The sequence below is a fragment of the Phycicoccus sp. M110.8 genome, from assembly GCF_032464895.1.
Taxonomy (GTDB): Bacteria; Actinomycetota; Actinomycetes; order Actinomycetales; family Dermatophilaceae; genus Pedococcus.
This window is the reverse complement of record NZ_JAWDIC010000001.1, coordinates 890,794-909,580: the sequence shown is the minus strand read 5'-3', so window position 1 is coordinate 909,580 and position 18,787 is coordinate 890,794. Positions and strand designations below refer to the sequence as shown.

Genomic DNA, 18,787 nt, shown 5'->3' with positions numbered 1-18,787 from the left:
GATGGCGAACAGGAGCCGGGTGCGCGCGGGGCTGTCGGCTGCCGCCGACCGGGCGTGGCCGGGGCGGCCGACGCGCTGGCGGGACGTGCCCGCACGGCTGCGGCCGACCGGGTCCTGGGTGCTGCGGCTGACCTCTGCGGCCGTCGTCGCGTGGCTCATCGCCCGCCAGGTGACGGGAATCTCCGTCGACCTCACCGCACCCCTGACGGCCCTGCTCGTCGTCCAGGCGTCGGCGTTCTCGACGCTGCGCATGAGCCTGCTGCGGGTCGGCGCCGTCCTGACCGGGGTGCTCGTCGCGGTGGGGTTCTCCTCCCTCGCCGGGCTGTCGTGGTGGAGCCTCGCTGCGGTCATCGCCGCGTCCCTGTTCCTCGCCAGGGTCTTCCGGCTCGGCGAGCAGGCGCTCGAGGTGCCCATCAGCGCGATGCTCATCCTCGCGGTCGGGTCGCCCGACGTCGCCGCCGAGGCCCGGGTCGCCCTCACCCTCGTGGGAGCCGCCGTCGGCGTGCTGTTCAACCTCGTGCTGCCGTCGGCGGTGCCCACCGGCCGGGCCGGGGTGGCGGTGCTGCGCGTCGCGTACGCCACGGCTGACTGCCTCGACGGCGCATCGAGGTCCATGGCGACCGAGCGCCTGCGCCGGGCGGAGGTCGAGCGCTGGGCCGACGAGACCCGGGGGGTCGCCTCGCAGGTGGCGGAGGCTTCCACGATCGTCACGCAGGTCAAGGAGGGGCGACGGTTCAACCCGAGGGCCCTGACGACGGCCGACGTGGAGCCGGGGCTCCGGGAGGGCCTGGACCGGCTGGAGGCGACCGTGCTGGCGATCCGGGCGCTGTTCACCGTGATCCTCGCCGAGCTCCCGCCGGACGAGGACGAGCGGGCGGAGGAGCACGCGGACGACGCGTTCGACGAGGACGCGCGGCTGGCCTTCTCCGTGGTCCTCGCGGACATCGGCGACTGCCTGCGCGCCTACGGGCGCCTCGTCCACGCCGAGGCGGGCGGGGCCGAGGAGCGGGCGGAGGAGGCGCTCGCGGAGAGCCTGGAGATCCTGCGCGAGACGCGGGCGATCCTCACCGAGCTGCTCACCAGCCGGCCCGAGGGGCGCCTCGAGCTGTGGCTGCTGCGCGGCTCCGTGCTCGCGGCCGTCGAGCAGGTGCTCGTCCAGCTCGACCTCGAGCGCCGGGCCCGGCTGCGGGCCGCGTGGCAGCGCCCGGCCCCGATCGCCGTGGTCGCCCCGCTCGTGCGCGAGGCCCTGCCCCGGGCGCGGGTCCGCCGCACCGGTGGGTGGGCCGACGCGCCCGATGCCGTCTCCGCACCCACCGGCCGCGACCACCCCCGCTGAGCCGCGTCGCCGCGCTCGCGGCGTTCGTGGGTGTCGTCCTCGGCACGTAGGCTTGAGGGGACATGAGCACGCTGTTCGACGACCTCTTTCCTTCAGACAAGCAGGGCCCTGCCGACACGCAGGGTCCCTCCGGCGACTCCGGCGGGCGCCCGAGCGCGGCGACCGCGCGCGCCACCGCCGTCGACGAGCGGGGTGTGCCCACATGGGCGCAGGCTGCGGCCGAGGGGCGGCCCGGCGGCATACCCGGTGGGCCCGGTGACGGGCACCAGCACGGGACCGACCCGGAGGCGCTGCTCGAGGGGCTCAACCCGCAGCAACGCGCAGCGGTCCTGCACGAGGGCAGTCCGCTGCTCATCGTCGCCGGCGCGGGGTCGGGCAAGACCCGGGTGCTCACGAACCGCATCGCCTACCTGCTCGCCGCCCGTGGGGTGCAACCCGGCCAGGTCCTGGCGATCACCTTCACCAACAAGGCCGCCGCCGAGATGCGCGAGCGCGTGGCCGCCCTCGTCGGGCCCCGGGCCAAGGCCATGTGGGTCATGACGTTCCACAGCGCGTGCGTGCGGATCCTGCGCCGGGAGGCGGGCAAGGTCGGGCTCAAGTCGACCTTCTCCATCTACGACGCGGCCGACAGCCAGCGGCTCATGGCCCTCGTCCTGCGCGACCTCGACCTCGACCCCAAGCGCTACCCGCCGCGCTCGTTCAGCCACCAGGTCAGCAACCTCAAGAACGAGCTCGTCGACGAGGAGACGTTCGCCTCGCAGGTCACCGAGGGCACGCACCAGGAGCGGATGCTCGCCGAGGCCTACACCGAGTACCAGCGCCGGCTGCGGGCCGCGAACGCGCTCGACTTCGACGACCTCATCATGACGACGGTCAACATCCTGCAGGCCTTCCCCGACGTCGCCGAGCACTACCGCCGCCGGTTCCGCCACGTGCTCGTCGACGAGTACCAGGACACCAACCACGCGCAGTACCAGCTCGTCCGCGAGCTCGTCGGCGGCTACGGCTCCGCCCCGGGCAACACCGACGGCCCCGTCGTCGAGCCGGCCGAGCTCGTCGTCGTCGGTGACGCGGACCAGTCGATCTACGCCTTCCGCGGCGCCACGATCCGCAACATCATCGAGTTCGAGGACGACTACCCCGACGCCCGGACGATCCTGCTCGAGCAGAACTACCGGTCCACGCAGACGATCCTCCAGGCCGCCAACTCGGTCATCGCCCGCAACCCCGAGCGGCGCAAGAAGAACCTGTGGACCGACAGCGGCGACGGCGACCTCATCGTCGGCTACGTCGCCGACAACGAGCACGACGAGGCCGCCTTCGTCGCCAAGACCATCGACGAGCTGTCCGATAGGGCCGGGGTCAAGCCCAAGGACGTCGCGGTGTTCTACCGCACCAACGCCCAGTCCCGTGCCCTTGAGGAGGTCTTCGTCCGCGTCGGCCTGCCGTACAAGGTCGTCGGCGGCACGCGGTTCTACGAGCGCCGCGAGGTCAAGGACGCACTGGCATACCTGCGCGTGCTCTCCAACCCCGCAGACACGGTGAACCTCCGTCGCATCCTCAACGTCCCCAAGCGCGGCATCGGCGACCGGGCTGAGGCGTGCATCGCCGCGCTCGCCGAGCGCGAGCGGATCCCGTTCGTGGCCGCGCTCGGCCGGCCCGAGGACGCCCCCGGCATCGCGACCCGCTCGGTCACGGCGATCAAGGGCTTCACGGCCCTGTTCGAGGGCCTCGGCGAGGTGCACGCCGACGACGAGCGCGGCGTCGCCGACCTGCTCGAGGCCGTGCTCGACCGGTCGGGCTACCTCGCCGAGCTGCGCGCGTCGCACGACCCGCAGGACGAGACCCGCATCGAGAACCTCGCCGAGCTAGTCGCCGTCGCGCAGGAGTTCGACGAGACCCGGGCCGAGACGGGTGAGGTCGCCAGCCTCGAGGACTTCCTCGAGCAGGTGTCGCTGGTCGCCGACGCCGACGAGATCCCGGACAACGAGGAGGCGGCCGACCAGGGCGTCGTCACGCTGATGACGCTGCACACGGCCAAGGGGCTGGAGTTCCCCGTCGTCTTCCTCACCGGGCTCGAGGACGGCACGTTCCCGCACCTGCGGGCGCTGGGCGACCCCAAGGAGCTCGAGGAGGAGCGCCGGCTCGCGTACGTCGGCATCACCCGGGCCCGCGAGCGGCTGCACCTGTCGCGGGCCGCGGTGCGCTCGGCGTGGGGTGCGCCGCAGTACAACCCGCCGAGCCGGTTCCTCGACGAGATCCCCATGCACCTGCTCGACTGGCAGCGGGCGGAGGCGGCGACGTCGACCCGCCGGCCCTCGACGCCCGCGGTGGCGACCCTGGCGTCGCGTCCCGGTGTCCGGTCGCCCGGCAACCGGCCGCTCATCGCCCTGCACGCCGGCGACAAGGTCACCCACGACTCGTACGGCCTCGGCACGGTCGTCAAGACCGAGGGCGAGGGCGACAAGACCCAGGCCCACGTCGACTTCGGTGGCGACACCGGCGTCAAGCGCTTCCTGCTGCGGTACGCCCCCCTCGAGAAGCTCTGACCCGAGCCCCTGCCGGCTTTCCCGACCTCGGGCCATCCGACCGCGGTCCTGGGACGGGTATGCCGGGTCCAGTGGCCCGGAGTGGCGGCTTGGCTCCGACTTCGGGCCATCTGACCGCGGTCCTGGGACGGGTATGCCGGGTCCAGTGGCCCGGAGTGCAGCCGAGCGGGCCGCAGCACGACGAAGCCCCGCGACCGTCGAGTCGCGGGGCTTCGTTCGCAGCAGGGGAGCGGCGGCTACTGCAGGCCGTGCGCGTGCAGCCAGGGGGCCGGGTCGATGGCCGCGCCGCCGTTGGGGTGGATCTCCAGGTGCAGGTGGGGCCCGGTCGAGTGGCCGGTGTTGCCCGACAGGGCGACGACCTCGCCCGGGTCGACCTTGTCGCCTACCGAGACGCTGATCGAGCTGAGGTGGGCGTACACCGAGAGGGTCCCGTCCCAGTACGTGATCTCGACCTTGTTGCCGTAGCCGCTCTCCCAGCCGGCGAAGGTGACCGTGCCGGTGGACATCGAGTGGACCGGGGTGCCGACGGGGGTGGCGAAGTCGTTGCCCTCGTGCATCTTCCCCCAGCGCCAGCCGAAGCCCGAGGTGAAGGCGGCCCCGGCGATGGCGGGCACCCACTTCTCGCGGGCCTTGCGGGCGGCCTCGGCCTTGCGCACCGCCGCGGCGGCCGCCTGCTTCTTGGCGAGGCTGCGGCGCTCGGCGTCCCGGGCGATGCGCGCCGCCTCGGTGACCCGGTTGGCGGCCGCGGAGGCCTGCACCTCACGCTGCTGCTCGGACTCGACCCGGTCGAACTCGGCCGCCGCGGCGTTGGCCGCCTTGGCCTTGGCCGCCGACCCGGAGAGGTCGAAGACGGTGGGCGCGGACTCGGCGACGGTGGCGCCACTGGCGGTGACCACGAGGGCGGCAGCGGCTGCGCTCGGGAGCAGGAAGCCGCTCTTCAGTCCGACAGGGATGCGGGCACCACGCCGGGGCGCGCGATGGCGACCCGGGGCGCGGTGACGACCCTCGTAGGAGGAAGAACTCACGAAGTAGATGACCTGACGTGCGGGGGGACACGGGAGTCACCGAGGTTAGCGTGACCGGTTCGTTACCCAAAATCGACTCGGCGAAAACCGTCCGTTTCGTCCCGGTATTTTTTCCCGTCAGGACGCGTTCGGGTGCAGTTCCGTGACGCCGGGGGTGACCGTGTGGCCCTCGGCGTCGAGGTGGGCCAGCGTCGAGGAGATGCCGTGCACCACGCTGCCCAGGATCGGCAGCGACATGTGCCCGACCCCGTGGAGGGGGATGTTGCGGGCCGCCAGGTCGGGGTGGTCGAGGGCGCCGTGGCGCTGCGGGAAGACCATCTGGTCCAGGTCCGACCAGTAGACGACGAAGCGCGTCCGGCAGCCCTCGACGGGCTGGTCGAGCTCGCGCATCAGGCCGCTGCCGGGGCGCAGCTGCCGGGTGAGCGAGCTGTGCCAGCCGTATGCCGTGTACGTGCCCTGGTGCGGCGTGCCCAGGGTGACGAGGGTGTGGACACGCTCGTCGCCGCCGAGGCGGGTGACGTAGTAGCGCGCGATGAGCCCGCCCATGGAGTGGCCGACGACGTGGATCCGCTCGTAGCCGGTCTCGGCCACGAGGGCCTCGACCTCCTCGGCGAGGCGGGCCGCGGCGGTGCGCACGTCGGTCGTGAAGGGCGAGTAGTTCATGCTCGTCACGCGGCCGAACCCGCGGCGGCGCAGCCCGAGCCGGAGCAGCGTGAAGATCGACCGGTTGTCGACCATGCCGTGCACGAGCAGGATCGGCGTCCCGGCGGCCTCGACGTCGGAGATGACCAGCCCGCGCTGCACGGGTGGGAGGTGTTCCACGCGGTACCCGAGCTGGCTCTCGCGCCCGTGCCGGCCGAGGACCCCCCAGGGGTAGAGCGCCATGTGGGTGGTGAGCCACGCCGCCTCCACGGCGGCGCCGACCAGACCGGTGGGGGTCGCCAGCGCCTTCGCGGCCCCGCCGACGATGTCGCCCGCGGCCTCGGTGGCGGAGACTGCCCGGCGAGCCGCCCGCACGAGGGCGGGTGCGGGGCGCGCAGCGGAACCCGACGTGGCCCGCGGCTCTGCGGGACGTCGACGCGGGCGGGAGGCGCTCTGCGACATGACCTCCTGAACCTAGACGGTGTCCGCGCATCCTGCAGGCCGGACGCGCCCGGACCGGCCCGTCTTCACGATCTGGGTTGACGTGGGGCACCTCACGCCGTGTCGGGGAGGGCCGCCGGGAGTGGCTAGTCTGCGCACATGAGTGACTCCCCCCTGCGCGTCGTCGTGGCCAAGCCCGGGCTCGACGGACACGACCGTGGCGCCAAGGTCGTCGCCCGCGCACTTCGCGACGCGGGCATGGAGGTCGTCTACACCGGCCTGCACCAGACCCCCGAGCAGATCGTCGAGGCGGCGATCCAGGAGGACGCCGACGCGGTGGGCCTCTCGGTGCTCTCCGGGGCCCACATGACCCTGTTCGCGAAGGTCATGGAGCTGCTGCGCGAGCGCGACGCATCGGACATCGTGGTGTTCGGCGGCGGGATCATCCCCGAGGGCGACATCCCCGAGCTCGAGAAGATCGGTGTCGCCAAGGTCTTCACGCCGGGAGCCACGACGACCGAGATCGTCGAGTGGGTCCGCGGGAACGTCACCCCCCTCTGACCCCGGGCACGACGACTCTGACCCCGGGCACGAAGAAGGGGCCGGGCGTCCGCCCCGGCCCCTCCCGTGCCGCGCCGTGGAGGCGCGGTCTGCTGCGGGTTACCGCAGCCATCCGTACCGGCGAACCAGGGACGTGCGGGCCCAGCGCTGCCCGAAGCCCCACTCGTCACCGGCGAGGACGAGCGCCAGTGCGATCACGGTGACCGCACCGATGACGTGGTCGTCGATCACAGGGTTGTTGGCCAGCGGGAACGATGCCGCCCACATGAAGGCGTAGAGCAGCGCGCCGGTCGCTGCGGCGATGCGCATCCCGATGCCGAAGGTCAGGGCGAACCCGATCCCGGCCAGGCCGATCATGAACAGCCAGTCCACCCAGGCCGACCCGGCCATGCCGGTGAAGAACCCGTGGAACCAGTTGCCCGGGTCGACGGACTTCAGGAAGCCCGTCGTAGGGCTGCCGCCGTGGATCCACGCGGCCGGTCCGAACCGGTCCACCGCTCCGGTGGTCTGGCTGGTGCCGGTCGCCCAGCCGAGGGCGAGCAGCTTGTCGAAGAAGGCCCACAGGAAGGTGAGCCCGAAGGCGACGCGCAGCACCGCGAGCATCCTGCGGGCTGCCACATGGGTCACCACGTCGTGTTCGACGAGGACATCGAGCTTGGGGTGGCGCTGGACGGTTGTCATGGTGGTTTTCCTCCTCGGTGGGCCGATGGCCCGGTTGTCTGCACCTCCATGCTTCAACCGGTCCACCGGCCCCACGAGGGCCCTAGGTCCTGTGCGCCAACACCTTTGGTGTGACCCGGGCCACCCCCGGGCGGTGGGTCAGCCGACCGTCGGGACGGACAGCGTTGCCGGCTCCGTCGGCGAGGCGTGCACCGTCACCGGCTGCACGGCATACGCGTTCTTGTATGCCGCGTCGGTGCTGGCCAGGACGAGGCGCAGCCGGTGCCCGGCGTCGACGCGGTGGACGATCGCCGGAAGCTCGATGTGCACGGGCTGGGTGACGTCGGCGACGCGGACCGGGCTGATCAGCTTGTGCACCAACACCTGCGTGCCGTCGGGCGCCACGTCGTAGAGCTTGGCGAAGACCTGGAGCTGGCCGCTGGGGCCGATGGCCTGCGTCCCCGCCACGACCGGCGAGTCGAACCGGACGTCGAGCGTCGGGGAGCCCACGACGGTCACCGGGGTCGCCAGCGGGGAGGTCGTCCAGGCGCCGAAGGTGCCCGGGGTGTCGTACGGAGTCGTGAGGCCGGACGGCAGCGAGACCTGCCCCTCGAGCCCGGACACCTCGGTGTACGACGCGGGCGCGCCGCCACCGGGGTTGGACCACGAGGTGGTGCCGGGCAGGATCGCCGACTTGGAGGGCACGAGCTCGTCGCTGGAGGAGAGGTACCAGGACCGGCGCGTCCCGACCGGGTAGCTCGGCGCCGACGCGTAGGCGGGTGCGGCGCTCCCGGTGTAGGAGACCCAGTCGCGGAAGTACGCGAAGCCCGGACCGGTCGAGACGGTGCTGTCCTTGAGGTAGTGGTCGAACCAGTTCTTGATGCGCAGGCCGAGGTAGGTGTCCTCGATGTGCTGGCCGCTGAGGTCGAGCTCGCCCGGGGCCGCGCCGCTGTTGCCGTTCGCACCGCCGGAGTGGCCCCACGACTGCCAGGCCATCGTCACCGGCACGCCGCGCGAGCGAAGCTGGCGGTAGGTCGCGACCGCCTCCTGCAGGTCGAACAGCGTGTCGTTCTCGCCCTGGATGAGGAACGTCGGGACGTTCACCTTGTCGGCGTAGTGGCCCACGGAGACGCGGTCGGTGAGCCGGTAGGTGTCGCTCGTCGGGTAGCCGAGGGTGTCGAGGGTCGCCTTGGCCTGGCAGGCCTCGAGGACGAAGTTGGGGCAGCCGACGTCGCGGGTCGGGTCGACCGTCGCGCCCTGGACGCCGTCGGCGATGCCCACCCCGAAGAACAGGTTGGTCCAGCCGAGCTTCTCCGTGCCCGGGGCCGAGTTCGCGTAGGTCACGCCCCTGGTGAAGCTCGTGTTGTTGGGCGCGAGGGAGTACCGGAGGTCGTTCCAGGTGATGAGCGGGACGAGGGTGTCGACGCGGGGATCCGTTGCGGCAGTGGCGAACTGGATCTGGCCGCCGTACGAGCCGCCGATCATCCCGATGCGCGGGTCGTGGGTTGCCGCGTCGTCGAGCTTCGTGAAGTCCACGGTCAGCGACCCGGGCCCGGTCGTGGTGCCACCCACCTGCGCCGAGTCGTATGCTGCGCTGCCGCCACCACCGAGGAAGGTCACCAGCGCGCTCGCTGCCTTGCCGTCGACGCCCGGGTCGTCGAGCGAGATCTTGCACCCGCTGTCGGGGAAGCCGAGCCCGGTGTACGACAGCACTGCGTAGCCGCGCTCGGCGAAGGCCCGGCCCAGCCCGGCCTGGTCGGTCTTGCTCCCGCCGAACCCGTTCGTCGTCAGGATGGCCGGGACGCGGGCCGACGGGCCGGAGGAGTGCGGGCGGTACAGGTCGGCGTCGATGGTGCAGGTCTGGGGCTGTCCGAGGTCGTCGTTCCCGGCCGGGACGGTGAAGTGCAGGCCGGTGTAGACGTCCACGCCGTCCAGGGTGGTGGCGGTGGTGGCCGCGGCGGCGACGGTCGCGCTCGTCGCGATCATCCCGGCGCCTGCCAGGACGACCGCGGCCAGGGCCGACGTGGTTCGGGTGCTGCTGTGGTGCCTGGGGGAGTGGCGCGTCATCGGGCCTCCACGGTTCGGGGGCGGGCCCGCTGGCGCCGCCGGTGTGCTGACAACGAGGTCGCCGGGGAGCGGGTTACGCGCCCACATGCTGGTCGGACGGTCCGCATGCCGGGAAGCTGACCGTTCGGTCGGGTGTCGGGATGGACTTCGCTTGGCGAAAGCCGGGGGAAATCCGGGTCCGTTTTCGGTGTCGCAGAGGGGTTTCCACGCTTTTGGCAAAGTCTTCGCCAGATTCGTTGACCGGCGCTCGGGACGCGGGGTTGGGTCGGCACGGCGCCCGAGCCAGCGACCAATCCCCGTGTCGCGCCGGAGGGACCGCGGCGTCACCCCATGCAGCGCAGGAGCACACACCTGCGCCCGCTCAGAGAAGAGGAACCCGTGATCCGACTGTCCACCGGCGCCGCCCTCGGCGTCGCAGTCGCGGCGGCAGTGGCGACCCCACTGTCCGCAGCAGCAGCCGCACCGCAGTCCGCCACCCCGGCCCCCTCCGCCAGCTCGGCCGCAGCCGACCGTGACCACGACGCCCTGGGCCTGTCGAAGGACCAGACGCTGGTGCCCCGGTCCGTCGTCACCGACCGCGACGGCACCCAGCACGTCCGCTACGACCGCACCTTCAAGGGCCTGCGCGTGCTCGGGGGCGACCTCGTGCTCGACAAGACCTCGAGCGGTGCCCTGCGCACGGTGCGCTGGAACGCCAGCGGCAAGGTCGCCGTCTCCTCCACGACCCCGTCCGTCACCGAGTCGGCAGCCGAGGCCTCGGGCTCGCGCCGGGCCGGCTACGCGGCGCGGAGCAACGACGGCGAGCTCGTCGTCTGGGCGGGCAGCGGCTCCCCGCGCCTCGCCTGGGACGTCGTCACCGAGGGCGTCCGCGCCGACCAGACGCCGAGCCGGCTGCACACGGTCGTCGACGCCCGGACCGGAGCCGTCATCACCTCGTGGGACGAGATCGAGAACGGCAGCGGCAACTCGATGTACTCCGGCACGGTCACCCTCAACACGACGCTGTCCGGCAGCTCCTACCTGCTCAAGGACTCGGTGGGGAACTACACGACCGACCTGAACGGGGCCACGAGCGGCACCGGCACCCAGTTCACCGACGCCGACGACGTGTGGGGCAACGGGTCCACGTCCTCGCGCCAGACCGCGGCCGTCGATGCCGAGTACGGCGCCGAGAAGACCTTCGCCTACTACAAGAACGTGCTGGGCCGGAACGGGATCTGGAACAACGGCACCGGCGCCCGCAGCCGCGTCCACTACGGCAACGCGTACAACAACGCGTTCTGGGACGGCACCCAGATGACCTACGGCGACGGTGCGAACAACGCCAAGCCGCTGACCGCGATCGACGTGGCGGCCCACGAGATGAGCCACGGCGTCACCGAGAACACGGCGGGCCTCAACTACAGCGGCGACGCCGGCGGCCTCAACGAGGCGACCTCGGACATCTTCGGCACCGCCGTGGAGTGGTACGCCAACTCCTCCGCCGACCCGGGCGACTACCTCATCGGCGAGAAGATCGACATCAACGGCAACGGCACCCCGCTGCGGTACATGGACAAGCCCTCGAAGGACGGCGCGTCCAAGGACTGCTGGTCCTCCTCGCTCGGCGGACTGGACCCCCACTACTCCTCGGGCCCGCTGAACCACTGGTTCTACCTGGCCTCCGAGGGCTCGGGCGCCAAGACCATCAACGGTGTCTCGTACAACAGCCCCACCTGTGACGGCTCGACCGTCACCGGCGCCGGCCGCAGCAACATCGAGAAGGTCTGGTACCGCACGCTGTCGACCAAGCTGACCTCGAGCAGCACGTACCTCAACGCCCGTGAGGGCGCCATCACCTCGGCGATCGAGCTCTTTGGTGCCAGCAGCGCCACCTGCGCCGCGGTCGAGAAGGCGTTCACCGCCATCGCCGTCCCGGCCGGCAGCGCGAGCTGCAGCGGCGGCACCACCACGCCGCCGAGCGGGAACCTGCTGCAGAACCCGGGCTTCGAGTCCGGCGCCACGATCTGGACCGGCACCTCCGGCCCGATCACCAACAACACTGGGCGTCCGGCCCGCACCGGCTCCTGGAAGATGTGGCTCGGCGGCAACGGCACCACCGCCACCGAGACCGAGCAGCAGAGCGTCTCGATCCCCTCGACCGTGACCAGCGCGACCCTGTCGTTCTACCTGCGCACGGACACCGCGGAGTCGGGCACCACGGCATACGACACGATGAAGGTGCAGGTCGTCGACGGCTCGACCACGACGACGCTGGCCACGTACTCCAACGTCGGCACCAACGCGACGTACACGCTGAAGTCCTTCAACCTCACCGCCTGGAAGGGCAAGACGGTGGCGGTGAAGTTCCTGATGAACGAGGACTCGTCTCTCCAGACGTCCTTCGTCGTTGACGACACGTCGGTCGCCACCAGCTGACGCGTCACCCCTGAACCGGTGGGGGCGGCCCCGGGCGTCCTCCGGGCCCGGGTCCGCTCCCACCGCACCAGCGCCGCCGCAGGCGCGCCCATCTCATGGAGGAGATCGCAGTGAACCGTCTCACCACCGGTGCCGTCGCAGGCATCGCAGTCCTCGCCGCAGGAGTTCCGCTCTCCTCGGCGTCCGCGGCCCCCGCCGCAGCAGTCCGGCCCGTCCCCGGCGTGGCCGCCGAGCAGTCCCGTGTCGCCGACGCGGCCCGCTCGCTGGGCCTCGGCCCGGGGCAGGCCCTCGTCGTCCGCTCCACCGTCACCGACCCGGACGGCACCGTGCACGTCCGGTACGACCGCACCTTCCAGGGCCTGCGCGTCGTCGGCGGCGACCTCGTGGTCGAGCGCTCCGCCGCCGGCGCCACCCGGTCCGTGCGCTGGAACGCGGCGAAGTCCGTCGCGGTCGCCTCGACATCCCCGAAGCTGAGTGCGGCCCAGGCGTCCTCGCGCGCCGGCGGGGCGACGCGCTCCGACCTCGTCGTGTATGCCGCGGAGTCCGGCGGGCGCCTGGCCTGGGACACCGTGCGTGAGGGCGTCAAGGCCGACCAGACCCCGAGCCGCCTGCACACCGTCGTGGACGCCACGACCGGGGCGACGCTCGACTCCTGGGACGAGATCACGCCCGGCACCGGCAGCTCGATGTACTCGGGCACCGTCTCGCTCGGCACGACCCTGTCGGGCGGCAGCTACCTGCTCAAGGACTCGGTGGGCAACTACACGACCGACCTCAACGGGGCGACCACCGGCACCGGGACGCAGTTCACCGACGCCGACGACGCGTGGGGCAACGGCTCGGTCTCGTCGCGCCAGACCGCCGCGGTCGACGCGCACTACGGTGCCGAGAAGACGTTCGACTACTACAAGAACGTGCTGGGCCGCAACGGGATCTGGGACGACGGCACCGGCGCCCGCAGCCGGGTCCACTACGGCAACGCGTACGTGAACGCGTTCTGGGACGGCACCCAGATGACCTACGGCGACGGGGCCAACAACGCCAAGCCGCTGACCGCGATCGACGTCGCCGGCCACGAGATGAGCCACGGCGTCACCGAGAACACCGCCGGGCTGGTGTACCGCGGTGACGCGGGCGGCCTCAACGAGGCCACGTCGGACATCTTCGGCACCGCGGTCGAGTGGTACGCCAACTCCTCCGCCGACCCGGGCGACTACCTCATCGGCGAGAAGATCGACATCAACGGCAACGGCACGCCGCTGCGCTACATGGACAGGCCGAGCAAGGACGGCCGCTCGCAGGACTGCTGGTCCTCCAGCACCAGCCGGCTCGACCCGCACTACTCCTCGGGCCCGCTGAACCACTGGTTCTTCATGGCCTCCGAGGGGTCGGGCGCCAGGACCGTCAACGGTGTCGCCTACAACAGCCCGACCTGTGGCGGCGCCCCCGCGGTCACGGGCGCGGGCCGCGCGGCCATCGAGAAGGTCTGGTACCGCACCCTGTCGACCAAGCTGACCTCGCGCAGCGACTACAAGGCGGCCCGCGAGGGTGCGATCGCCTCGGCCAAGGAGCTGTACGGCGCCGGCTCGCCGACCTGCGTGGCGGTCAAGAGCGCGTTCGACGCCATCGCCGTCCCGGCGGGGTCGCAGACCTGCTGACCTCCGCCTGACCCGCCTCACCCCCGTGGTGCGCCGCCGGCCCTCGTGCCGGCGGCGCACCGTCGTGTCAGCGCGCCGCTGCCCTCCCAGCGTGCGGACACGACCTATCCTGAGGACATGAGGCGCGGTGCCCGCCGGGCGGTCCCGGCAGCGCTGGCGCTGGCCGTCGTCGCCGGTGCGGCAGCGTGCTCCGGCAGCTGCTCGGGGCCCTCGTGCGGGCGGCCGACGACACCGCCGACCACCACGACCACCACCACGACCACGCCGGCCGGCCCCGTCCCCCTGACCGGTGGCCCCGTCCTGGCCGTGAAGATCGACAACACCTCCGCGGCCCGGCCGCGGATCGGGCTCGACAAGGCCGACGTCGTCTACGTCGAGCCGGTCGAGGGTGGGCTCACCCGCCTGCTCGCGGTCTTCAGCCGGCACCAGGCGCGGGAGGTCGGGCCGGTGCGCAGCGGCCGCGAGACCGACGTCACGCTGCTCGCGAACTGGGGCAAGGTCGCCTTCGCGTACTCCGGCTCGTCGTCCTACACCGCCAGGATCCTGGCGCGGGGTGCCCAGGTGAACCTCAGCAACGACCAGTCCGGCCGCGGCTACCGGCGCGACCGCTCCCGGCCTGCCCCGTACAACCTCATCGGCGACCCCAAGGCCCTCCTGGCCCGGGCCGGCGGCAGCGTGCGGCCGGGCGACATCGGCTTCCGGTACGGGCCGCCGATCGCGGGCGGGTCTGCGGCGACCTCGGTCACCGCCACCTGGCCGGCCGCGACGGTCTCGCTGCGCTGGAACGCCAAGCGGGGGCAGTACCTCGTGGTGACGGACGGTCGCCCCGACGTGAGCCCCTCGGGCACGCAGTACGGCGCAGCCACCGTGGTGGTGCAGTACGTGACGAGCAAGCCGTCGGGCAACCGCGACGTCAACGGCCGCCCGACCCCGGTGGAACAGCTCGTGGGCACCGGCAAGGCCCTCGTCCTGCGCGGCGGCCGGGCCTGGCAGGCGACCTGGTCGAGGGCGAGCGCGACGTCGCCCACGACGTTCACCGCGGGCGGCCAGGTGGTCACGTTCGCCCCGCAGGGCCCGGTGTGGGTGCTGCTCGAGCCCACCGGGCGCACCGCCACCGTGCGCTGAGCAGGTGCCGGTCGACTCCGTGGAGGCCGTGCGCGGCGCGTCAGCGGTGAGATTGGTCCCACTCCCCGCACCCCCGGGCGCCGCCCTCCGCGCACGGGACTAGTCTCGGGCGCGAACCACACCCTTCCCCAGACGAGGACGTCAGACGTGGATCTGTTCGAGTACCAGGCCCGAGACATGTTCGAGGCGCACGGTGTGCCCGTGCTCGCCGGCAAGACCGCCACCACCCCCGCCGAGGCCCGCGCGGCCGCGGAGGAGATCGGCCCGAAGTCCGGCGGCGTGACCGTCGTCAAGGCCCAGGTGAAGACCGGCGGCCGCGGCAAGGCCGGCGGCGTCAAGGTCGCCAAGACCGCCGACGAGGCCGAGCAGCACGCGCAGGCCATCCTCGGCATGGACATCAAGGGCCACACCGTCGGCACCGTGATGATCGCCCAGGGCGCGCGCATCGCCGAGGAGTACTACTTCTCGATCCTGCTCGACCGCGCCAACCGCTCCTACCTCGCGATGTGCAGCAAGGAGGGCGGCATGGAGATCGAGCAGTTGGCGGTCGAGCGGCCCGAGGCCCTCGCGCGCATCGAGGTCGACCCCAACACCGGCGTCGACGAGGCCAAGGCCCGCGAGATCGTCGAGGCCGCCGGCTTCGACGCCGAGACCGGCGCCAAGATCGTGCCCGTCCTGCAGCGGCTCTGGGAGGTCTACCGCGACGAGGACGCGACGCTGGTCGAGGTCAACCCGCTGGTCAAGACCGAGGACGGCGACATCATCGCCCTCGACGGCAAGGTGACCCTCGACGGCAACGCCGACTTCCGTCACCCGGACCACGCGGACCTGGAGGACAAGGCCGCGGCCGACCCGCTCGAGGCCGCCGCCAAGGAGAAGGACCTCAACTACGTCAAGCTCGACGGCTCCGTCGGCATCATCGGCAACGGCGCCGGGCTGGTCATGTCCACGCTCGACGTCGTCGCCTACGCCGGTGAGGAGTTCCCGGGCTCGCCCAAGCCGGCCAACTTCCTCGACATCGGCGGCGGCGCCTCGGCCGAGGTCATGGCCAACGGCCTGCACATCATCCTCGGCGACGAGCAGGTGAAGTCGGTGTTCGTGAACGTGTTCGGCGGCATCACCGCCTGCGACGCCGTCGCCAACGGCATCGTCGGCGCCCTGAACGCGCTCGGCGACGAGGCCACCAAGCCGCTCGTCGTGCGCCTGGACGGCAACAACGTCGAGGAGGGCCGCCGGATCCTCGCCGAGGCGAACCACCCGCTGGTGACCATCGAAGCGACCATGGACGGCGCGGCCCGCAAGGCCGCCGAGCTGGCCTCGCAGGCCAACTGAGCAAGGGACAGAAGCGAAATGGCAATCTTTCTCGACGAGAACTCCAAGGTCATCGTCCAGGGCATGACCGGCTCCGAGGGCATGAAGCACACCCAGCGCATGCTCAGGTCCGGCACCGCGATCGTCGGTGGCGTGAACCCCCGCAAGGCCGGCACGACGGTCGACTTCGAGGACGGCGTGACCGTCCCCGTCTTCGGCACCGTCGCCGAGGCGATGAAGGAGACCGGGGCGAACGTGTCAGTCATCTTCGTCCCGCCGGCCTTCGCGAAGTCGGCCGTGGTCGAGGCGATCGACGCCGAGATGCCGCTGGCCGTCGTCATCACCGAGGGCATCGCGGTCAAGGACACCGCCGAGTTCTACGCCTACTCGCGTGCGAAGGGCACGACCCGCATCGTCGGCCCGAACTGCCCCGGCCTCATCAGCCCCGGCAAGTCCAACGCCGGCATCATCCCGGCCGACATCGCCGGCGCGGGCCGCATCGGCCTGGTCTCCAAGTCGGGGACCCTGACCTACCAGATGATGTACGAGCTCAAGGAGCTCGGCTTCTCCTCCGCGGTCGGCATCGGCGGCGACCCGGTCATCGGCACCACCCACATCGACTGCCTCGAGGCGTTCGAGAAGGACCCGGAGACCGACGCCATCGTCATGATCGGCGAGATCGGTGGCGACGCCGAGGAGCGGGCCGCGGCATACATCAAGGAGCACGTGACCAAGCCGGTCGTCGGCTACGTCGCGGGCTTCACCGCCCCCGAGGGCAAGACCATGGGCCACGCCGGGGCGATCGTGTCCGGCTCGTCCGGCACCGCCGCCGCCAAGAAGGAGGCCCTCGAGGCCGCCGGCGTCAAGGTCGGCAAGACGCCGTCCGAGACCGCCGAGCTCATGCGCGAGATCATGCAGGGCCTGCAGAAGTAGGTCCTGCCGCACCGCAGTTCGCGAGGCCGTCACCCTGGTGGGTGGCGGCCTCGCGTCGTCGCGGCGTATGCCGGGTGCCTACTTCTGCCGGGCCAGGTTGAGCAGGCGGTCGAGCTCGGCGAAACCCTGCTTCGGGTCGGCCATCTTCGTGATGACGACGGTCGACACGGCTCCGGGCGTCTTCTGGGCGGTGACGCCGACCCACTCCGACAGGGTGGCCGTCCCGTCCGTGAAGACGGTGTCGAGCCGCCAGGTGCCCGCGGTGGGTCCGGGCGTCGACCTGATCTTCGCGTTGGGCACCGCGCACCCGCGGCCGAAGAGCTTCTTCGCCTCCGCCAGCCGCGCGTCGACGTAGGCCTGCTGGGTGTCCGAGCCGGTGGAGTCGTCGAGCTGGACCCGCTGCCGACCGATGTAGCCGGTGCTGCTCGTGCCCACCCGCACCGAGACGATCCCGACCCGGCCGCCGATCGCGGCCTGCTGCTGGTCGGTCTCGCACGAGGCCACCGTGGTCGAGCCCTCGAGGGCGCCGGGGCCGGCGTTCGTCGCAGCCCCGCCGGTGAGGGCGGTGGAGCTCCACTGCGACGCGGCGACGAACAGCGCCGACGAGGGGACCGGGGCGGGGCCGACGACCTGCATGTTCTCGTCCAGGGCCTTGGGGCCGCTGGTGTCCGGCGTGGACGTGGCCGTCTTCGTCGTGCCCGAGCCGTAGCGGGCGAGCCGCTGCTCGGCGATGTCGGCGAGCTTGACCACCTGGGCGCGGGTGAAGCCGGACTTCGGGCGGTCGTTCTGGTTCAGCTGGATGACCGCCACGTCGTGCGGGCCTGCTGCGACGACCCACCAGCCGGACCCGGCGTCACCCGCCGTGTACGAGAACAGCCGGGGGAAGGCACCGGACGACTGCGGCGTGACCGTGTAGCCCGGGGCGAGCTGGCAGCCGGCGAGGTCCGAGGCGATGTTCTCGGCAGCCGTCTGCGGGTCCTGGCCCGTCCCGATGCGGAACCGCGTCGCACCGCCCTGGAACTCCGGGGCCCGGGTGACCTCCTCCTGCTGCACCTTGGTGCCCGGCTCGGAGGACAGGCACTCGATGGGCCCGAACGGCTTCACCGGGGTGAGTCGCACGGTCCCGGTGAGCCCGAGCGAGGAGGTCCACTCGGTCAGCTGGGGCAGCGCCCCCGGCTGGGCCAGGCTGTCGGTCGCGGTGGTCGTGGTCGACGGGGGAGCTGTCGTCGACGCCGTCCGCCCGCTCGAGGCCGGCGTGACCGGGGTGCGCGAGGAGGCCGGCCCCCACGCGGCATACCCGACGGTGCCGGCGACGACCACGGCAGCCGCGGCCGCGGCGCTCAGCGCGAGAAACCGGTGGCGCCGACGCGCCCGCCCCCTCGCCCTGACGAAGCGGACGTCGGGCAGCGGCAGCGACTCGACGTCGGTGCGCAGGGTCGCCATGGCGCGGCGCACCAGGGCGTCGTCCGCCGCGGTCCACTCGTCGTGCTCAGCCATGGTCGGTCTCCTCGTGCTTCAGGGCCTGCGCGAGCAGTGCGCGGCCCCGGTGCAGGCGGGCCTTGACGGTGCCTGCGGGGGTGTTGGTCTCGTGGGCGATCTGGTCGATCGACAGGTCGCCGATGTAGTGCATGGCCACGGCCTCGCGCACTGGGTCGGGCAGCTCGCGCATCGCGGCCACGACGGCGACCCGGTCCTCGTTCGGTGGCCCGGTCGTTTCATGGGCGCCGTGCCGCTCGTACGCGCGGTCCTGGCTGGTGCGCTTGCGCCAGGCCGAGATCGCGATGCGCCGGGCGACCGTGCGGACCCAGGCGAGCGGGTCGTCGTGGTTCCGCACGGTCGACCACTGCTGCCAGGCGCGGGCGTACGCCTCCTGGGTGCTGTCCTGCGCGACGGTCAGGTCCCCGGTGAACCCGTAGACGAGGTGCACGACGCGCCGCGAGGTGTCGCGGTAGAACGCGTCGAACTCGTCCTCGTCCGAGCGCGGTCCCATCGACACCTCCCGGGCGTTGCCTCCTCGGGTCCCCAGGGCCATCACACCGCAGCAGACGCGCCTCGGCACGC

The 18,787-nt window shown here is 72.0% G+C and carries 14 protein-coding genes; 8 read left to right on the top strand and 6 right to left on the bottom strand.

The genetic code is table 11. The annotated features are described in order from the left end of the window. The first annotated feature begins 1 nt into the window (after position 1). Both RKE38_RS04245 and pcrA read left to right on the top strand, forming a co-directional pair. Positions 2–1,336 (top strand): FUSC family protein, encoded by a 1,335-nt coding sequence (locus RKE38_RS04245; RefSeq protein ID WP_316006202.1) that lies wholly within the window; start codon positions 2–4, stop codon positions 1,334–1,336. Between the two features lie 62 nt (positions 1,337–1,398). Further along, on the top strand, positions 1,399–3,885 hold the full coding sequence (pcrA, locus tag RKE38_RS04240) for a DNA helicase PcrA (RefSeq protein WP_316006201.1): 2,487 nt from the start codon (positions 1,399–1,401) through the stop codon (positions 3,883–3,885). Positions 3,886–4,121: 236 nt separating this feature from the next. Here pcrA and RKE38_RS04235 read toward each other — a convergent pair whose 3' ends face one another. Beyond that, positions 4,122–4,910, bottom strand: coding sequence for a M23 family metallopeptidase (locus RKE38_RS04235; RefSeq protein ID WP_316006200.1), 789 nt, complete (start codon positions 4,908–4,910; stop codon positions 4,122–4,124). A gap of 117 nt (positions 4,911–5,027) precedes the next feature. Then, on the bottom strand, positions 5,028–6,014 hold the full coding sequence (locus RKE38_RS04230) for a lipase family alpha/beta hydrolase (RefSeq protein ID WP_316006199.1): 987 nt from the start codon (positions 6,012–6,014) through the stop codon (positions 5,028–5,030). 138 nt (positions 6,015–6,152) lie between these two features. Between RKE38_RS04230 and RKE38_RS04225 the strand changes: the two genes are divergently transcribed. Beyond that, positions 6,153–6,554, top strand: a complete 402-nt coding sequence (locus RKE38_RS04225) for a cobalamin B12-binding domain-containing protein (RefSeq protein ID WP_316006198.1) — start codon at positions 6,153–6,155, stop codon at positions 6,552–6,554. A gap of 99 nt (positions 6,555–6,653) precedes the next feature. On the opposite strand, the gene RKE38_RS04220 is transcribed toward RKE38_RS04225, so the two are convergent. Both RKE38_RS04220 and RKE38_RS04215 read right to left on the bottom strand, forming a co-directional pair. Then, positions 6,654–7,235, bottom strand: a complete 582-nt coding sequence (locus RKE38_RS04220) for a hypothetical protein (protein ID WP_316006197.1) — start codon at positions 7,233–7,235, stop codon at positions 6,654–6,656. 138 nt (positions 7,236–7,373) lie between these two features. After that, positions 7,374–9,281, bottom strand: a complete 1,908-nt coding sequence (locus RKE38_RS04215) for an alpha/beta fold hydrolase (RefSeq protein ID WP_316006196.1) — start codon at positions 9,279–9,281, stop codon at positions 7,374–7,376. A 378-nt stretch (positions 9,282–9,659) separates the two neighbouring features. On the opposite strand from RKE38_RS04215, the gene RKE38_RS04210 reads away from it, so the two are divergent. From RKE38_RS04210 to sucD, 5 genes are all read left to right on the top strand, one after another. Continuing rightward, the gene (locus RKE38_RS04210; RefSeq protein WP_316006195.1) at positions 9,660–11,699 is read left to right on the top strand and encodes a M4 family metallopeptidase; all 2,040 of its coding nucleotides are present in this window, start codon (positions 9,660–9,662) and stop codon (positions 11,697–11,699) included. Positions 11,700–11,809: 110 nt separating this feature from the next. Beyond that, positions 11,810–13,357, top strand: a complete 1,548-nt coding sequence (locus RKE38_RS04205; RefSeq protein WP_316006194.1) for a M4 family metallopeptidase — start codon at positions 11,810–11,812, stop codon at positions 13,355–13,357. Positions 13,358–13,474: 117 nt separating this feature from the next. Next, positions 13,475–14,482, top strand: a complete 1,008-nt coding sequence (locus RKE38_RS04200) for a DUF3048 domain-containing protein (RefSeq protein WP_316006193.1) — start codon at positions 13,475–13,477, stop codon at positions 14,480–14,482. 147 nt (positions 14,483–14,629) lie between these two features. Further along, positions 14,630–15,814 carry an ADP-forming succinate--CoA ligase subunit beta gene (gene sucC / locus RKE38_RS04195; RefSeq protein ID WP_316006192.1) on the top strand — a complete coding sequence of 395 codons (1,185 nt, stop codon included), beginning with the start codon at positions 14,630–14,632 and terminating at the stop codon, positions 15,812–15,814. 18 nt (positions 15,815–15,832) lie between these two features. Then, entirely contained in the window at positions 15,833–16,726 is an 894-nt protein-coding gene (sucD, locus tag RKE38_RS04190) for a succinate--CoA ligase subunit alpha (RefSeq protein ID WP_316006191.1), read from the top strand. Positions 16,727–16,804: 78 nt separating this feature from the next. Here sucD and RKE38_RS04185 read toward each other — a convergent pair whose 3' ends face one another. Both RKE38_RS04185 and RKE38_RS04180 read right to left on the bottom strand, forming a co-directional pair. After that, positions 16,805–18,223 carry a hypothetical protein gene (locus RKE38_RS04185; RefSeq protein WP_316006190.1) on the bottom strand — a complete coding sequence of 473 codons (1,419 nt, stop codon included), beginning with the start codon at positions 18,221–18,223 and terminating at the stop codon, positions 16,805–16,807. Further along, complete coding sequence (locus RKE38_RS04180; protein WP_316006189.1) at positions 18,216–18,716, bottom strand: SigE family RNA polymerase sigma factor; 501 nt, start codon at positions 18,714–18,716, stop codon at positions 18,216–18,218. The genes RKE38_RS04185 and RKE38_RS04180 overlap by 8 nt, the downstream gene beginning before the upstream one ends. Positions 18,717–18,787 lie beyond the last annotated feature (71 nt).

Bases quoted from the DNA above. Each gene is read 5' to 3' on its own strand.
- RKE38_RS04185 (WP_316006190.1), bottom strand. From the start codon at position 18,223: ATGGCTGAGCACGACGAGTGGACCGCGGCGGACGACGCCCTGGTGCGC.
- RKE38_RS04200 (WP_316006193.1), top strand. From the start codon at position 13,475: ATGAGGCGCGGTGCCCGCCGGGCGGTCCCGGCAGCGCTGGCGCTGGCC.
- RKE38_RS04230 (WP_316006199.1), bottom strand. From the start codon at position 6,014: ATGTCGCAGAGCGCCTCCCGCCCGCGTCGACGTCCCGCAGAGCCGCGG.
- RKE38_RS04245 (WP_316006202.1), top strand. From the start codon at position 2: ATGGCGAACAGGAGCCGGGTGCGCGCGGGGCTGTCGGCTGCCGCCGAC.
- sucD (WP_316006191.1), top strand. From the start codon at position 15,833: ATGGCAATCTTTCTCGACGAGAACTCCAAGGTCATCGTCCAGGGCATG.
- RKE38_RS04180 (WP_316006189.1), bottom strand. From the start codon at position 18,716: ATGGGACCGCGCTCGGACGAGGACGAGTTCGACGCGTTCTACCGCGAC.
- RKE38_RS04215 (WP_316006196.1), bottom strand. From the start codon at position 9,281: ATGACGCGCCACTCCCCCAGGCACCACAGCAGCACCCGAACCACGTCG.
- RKE38_RS04225 (WP_316006198.1), top strand. From the start codon at position 6,153: ATGAGTGACTCCCCCCTGCGCGTCGTCGTGGCCAAGCCCGGGCTCGAC.
- pcrA (WP_316006201.1), top strand. From the start codon at position 1,399: ATGAGCACGCTGTTCGACGACCTCTTTCCTTCAGACAAGCAGGGCCCT.
- RKE38_RS04220 (WP_316006197.1), bottom strand. From the start codon at position 7,235: ATGACAACCGTCCAGCGCCACCCCAAGCTCGATGTCCTCGTCGAACAC.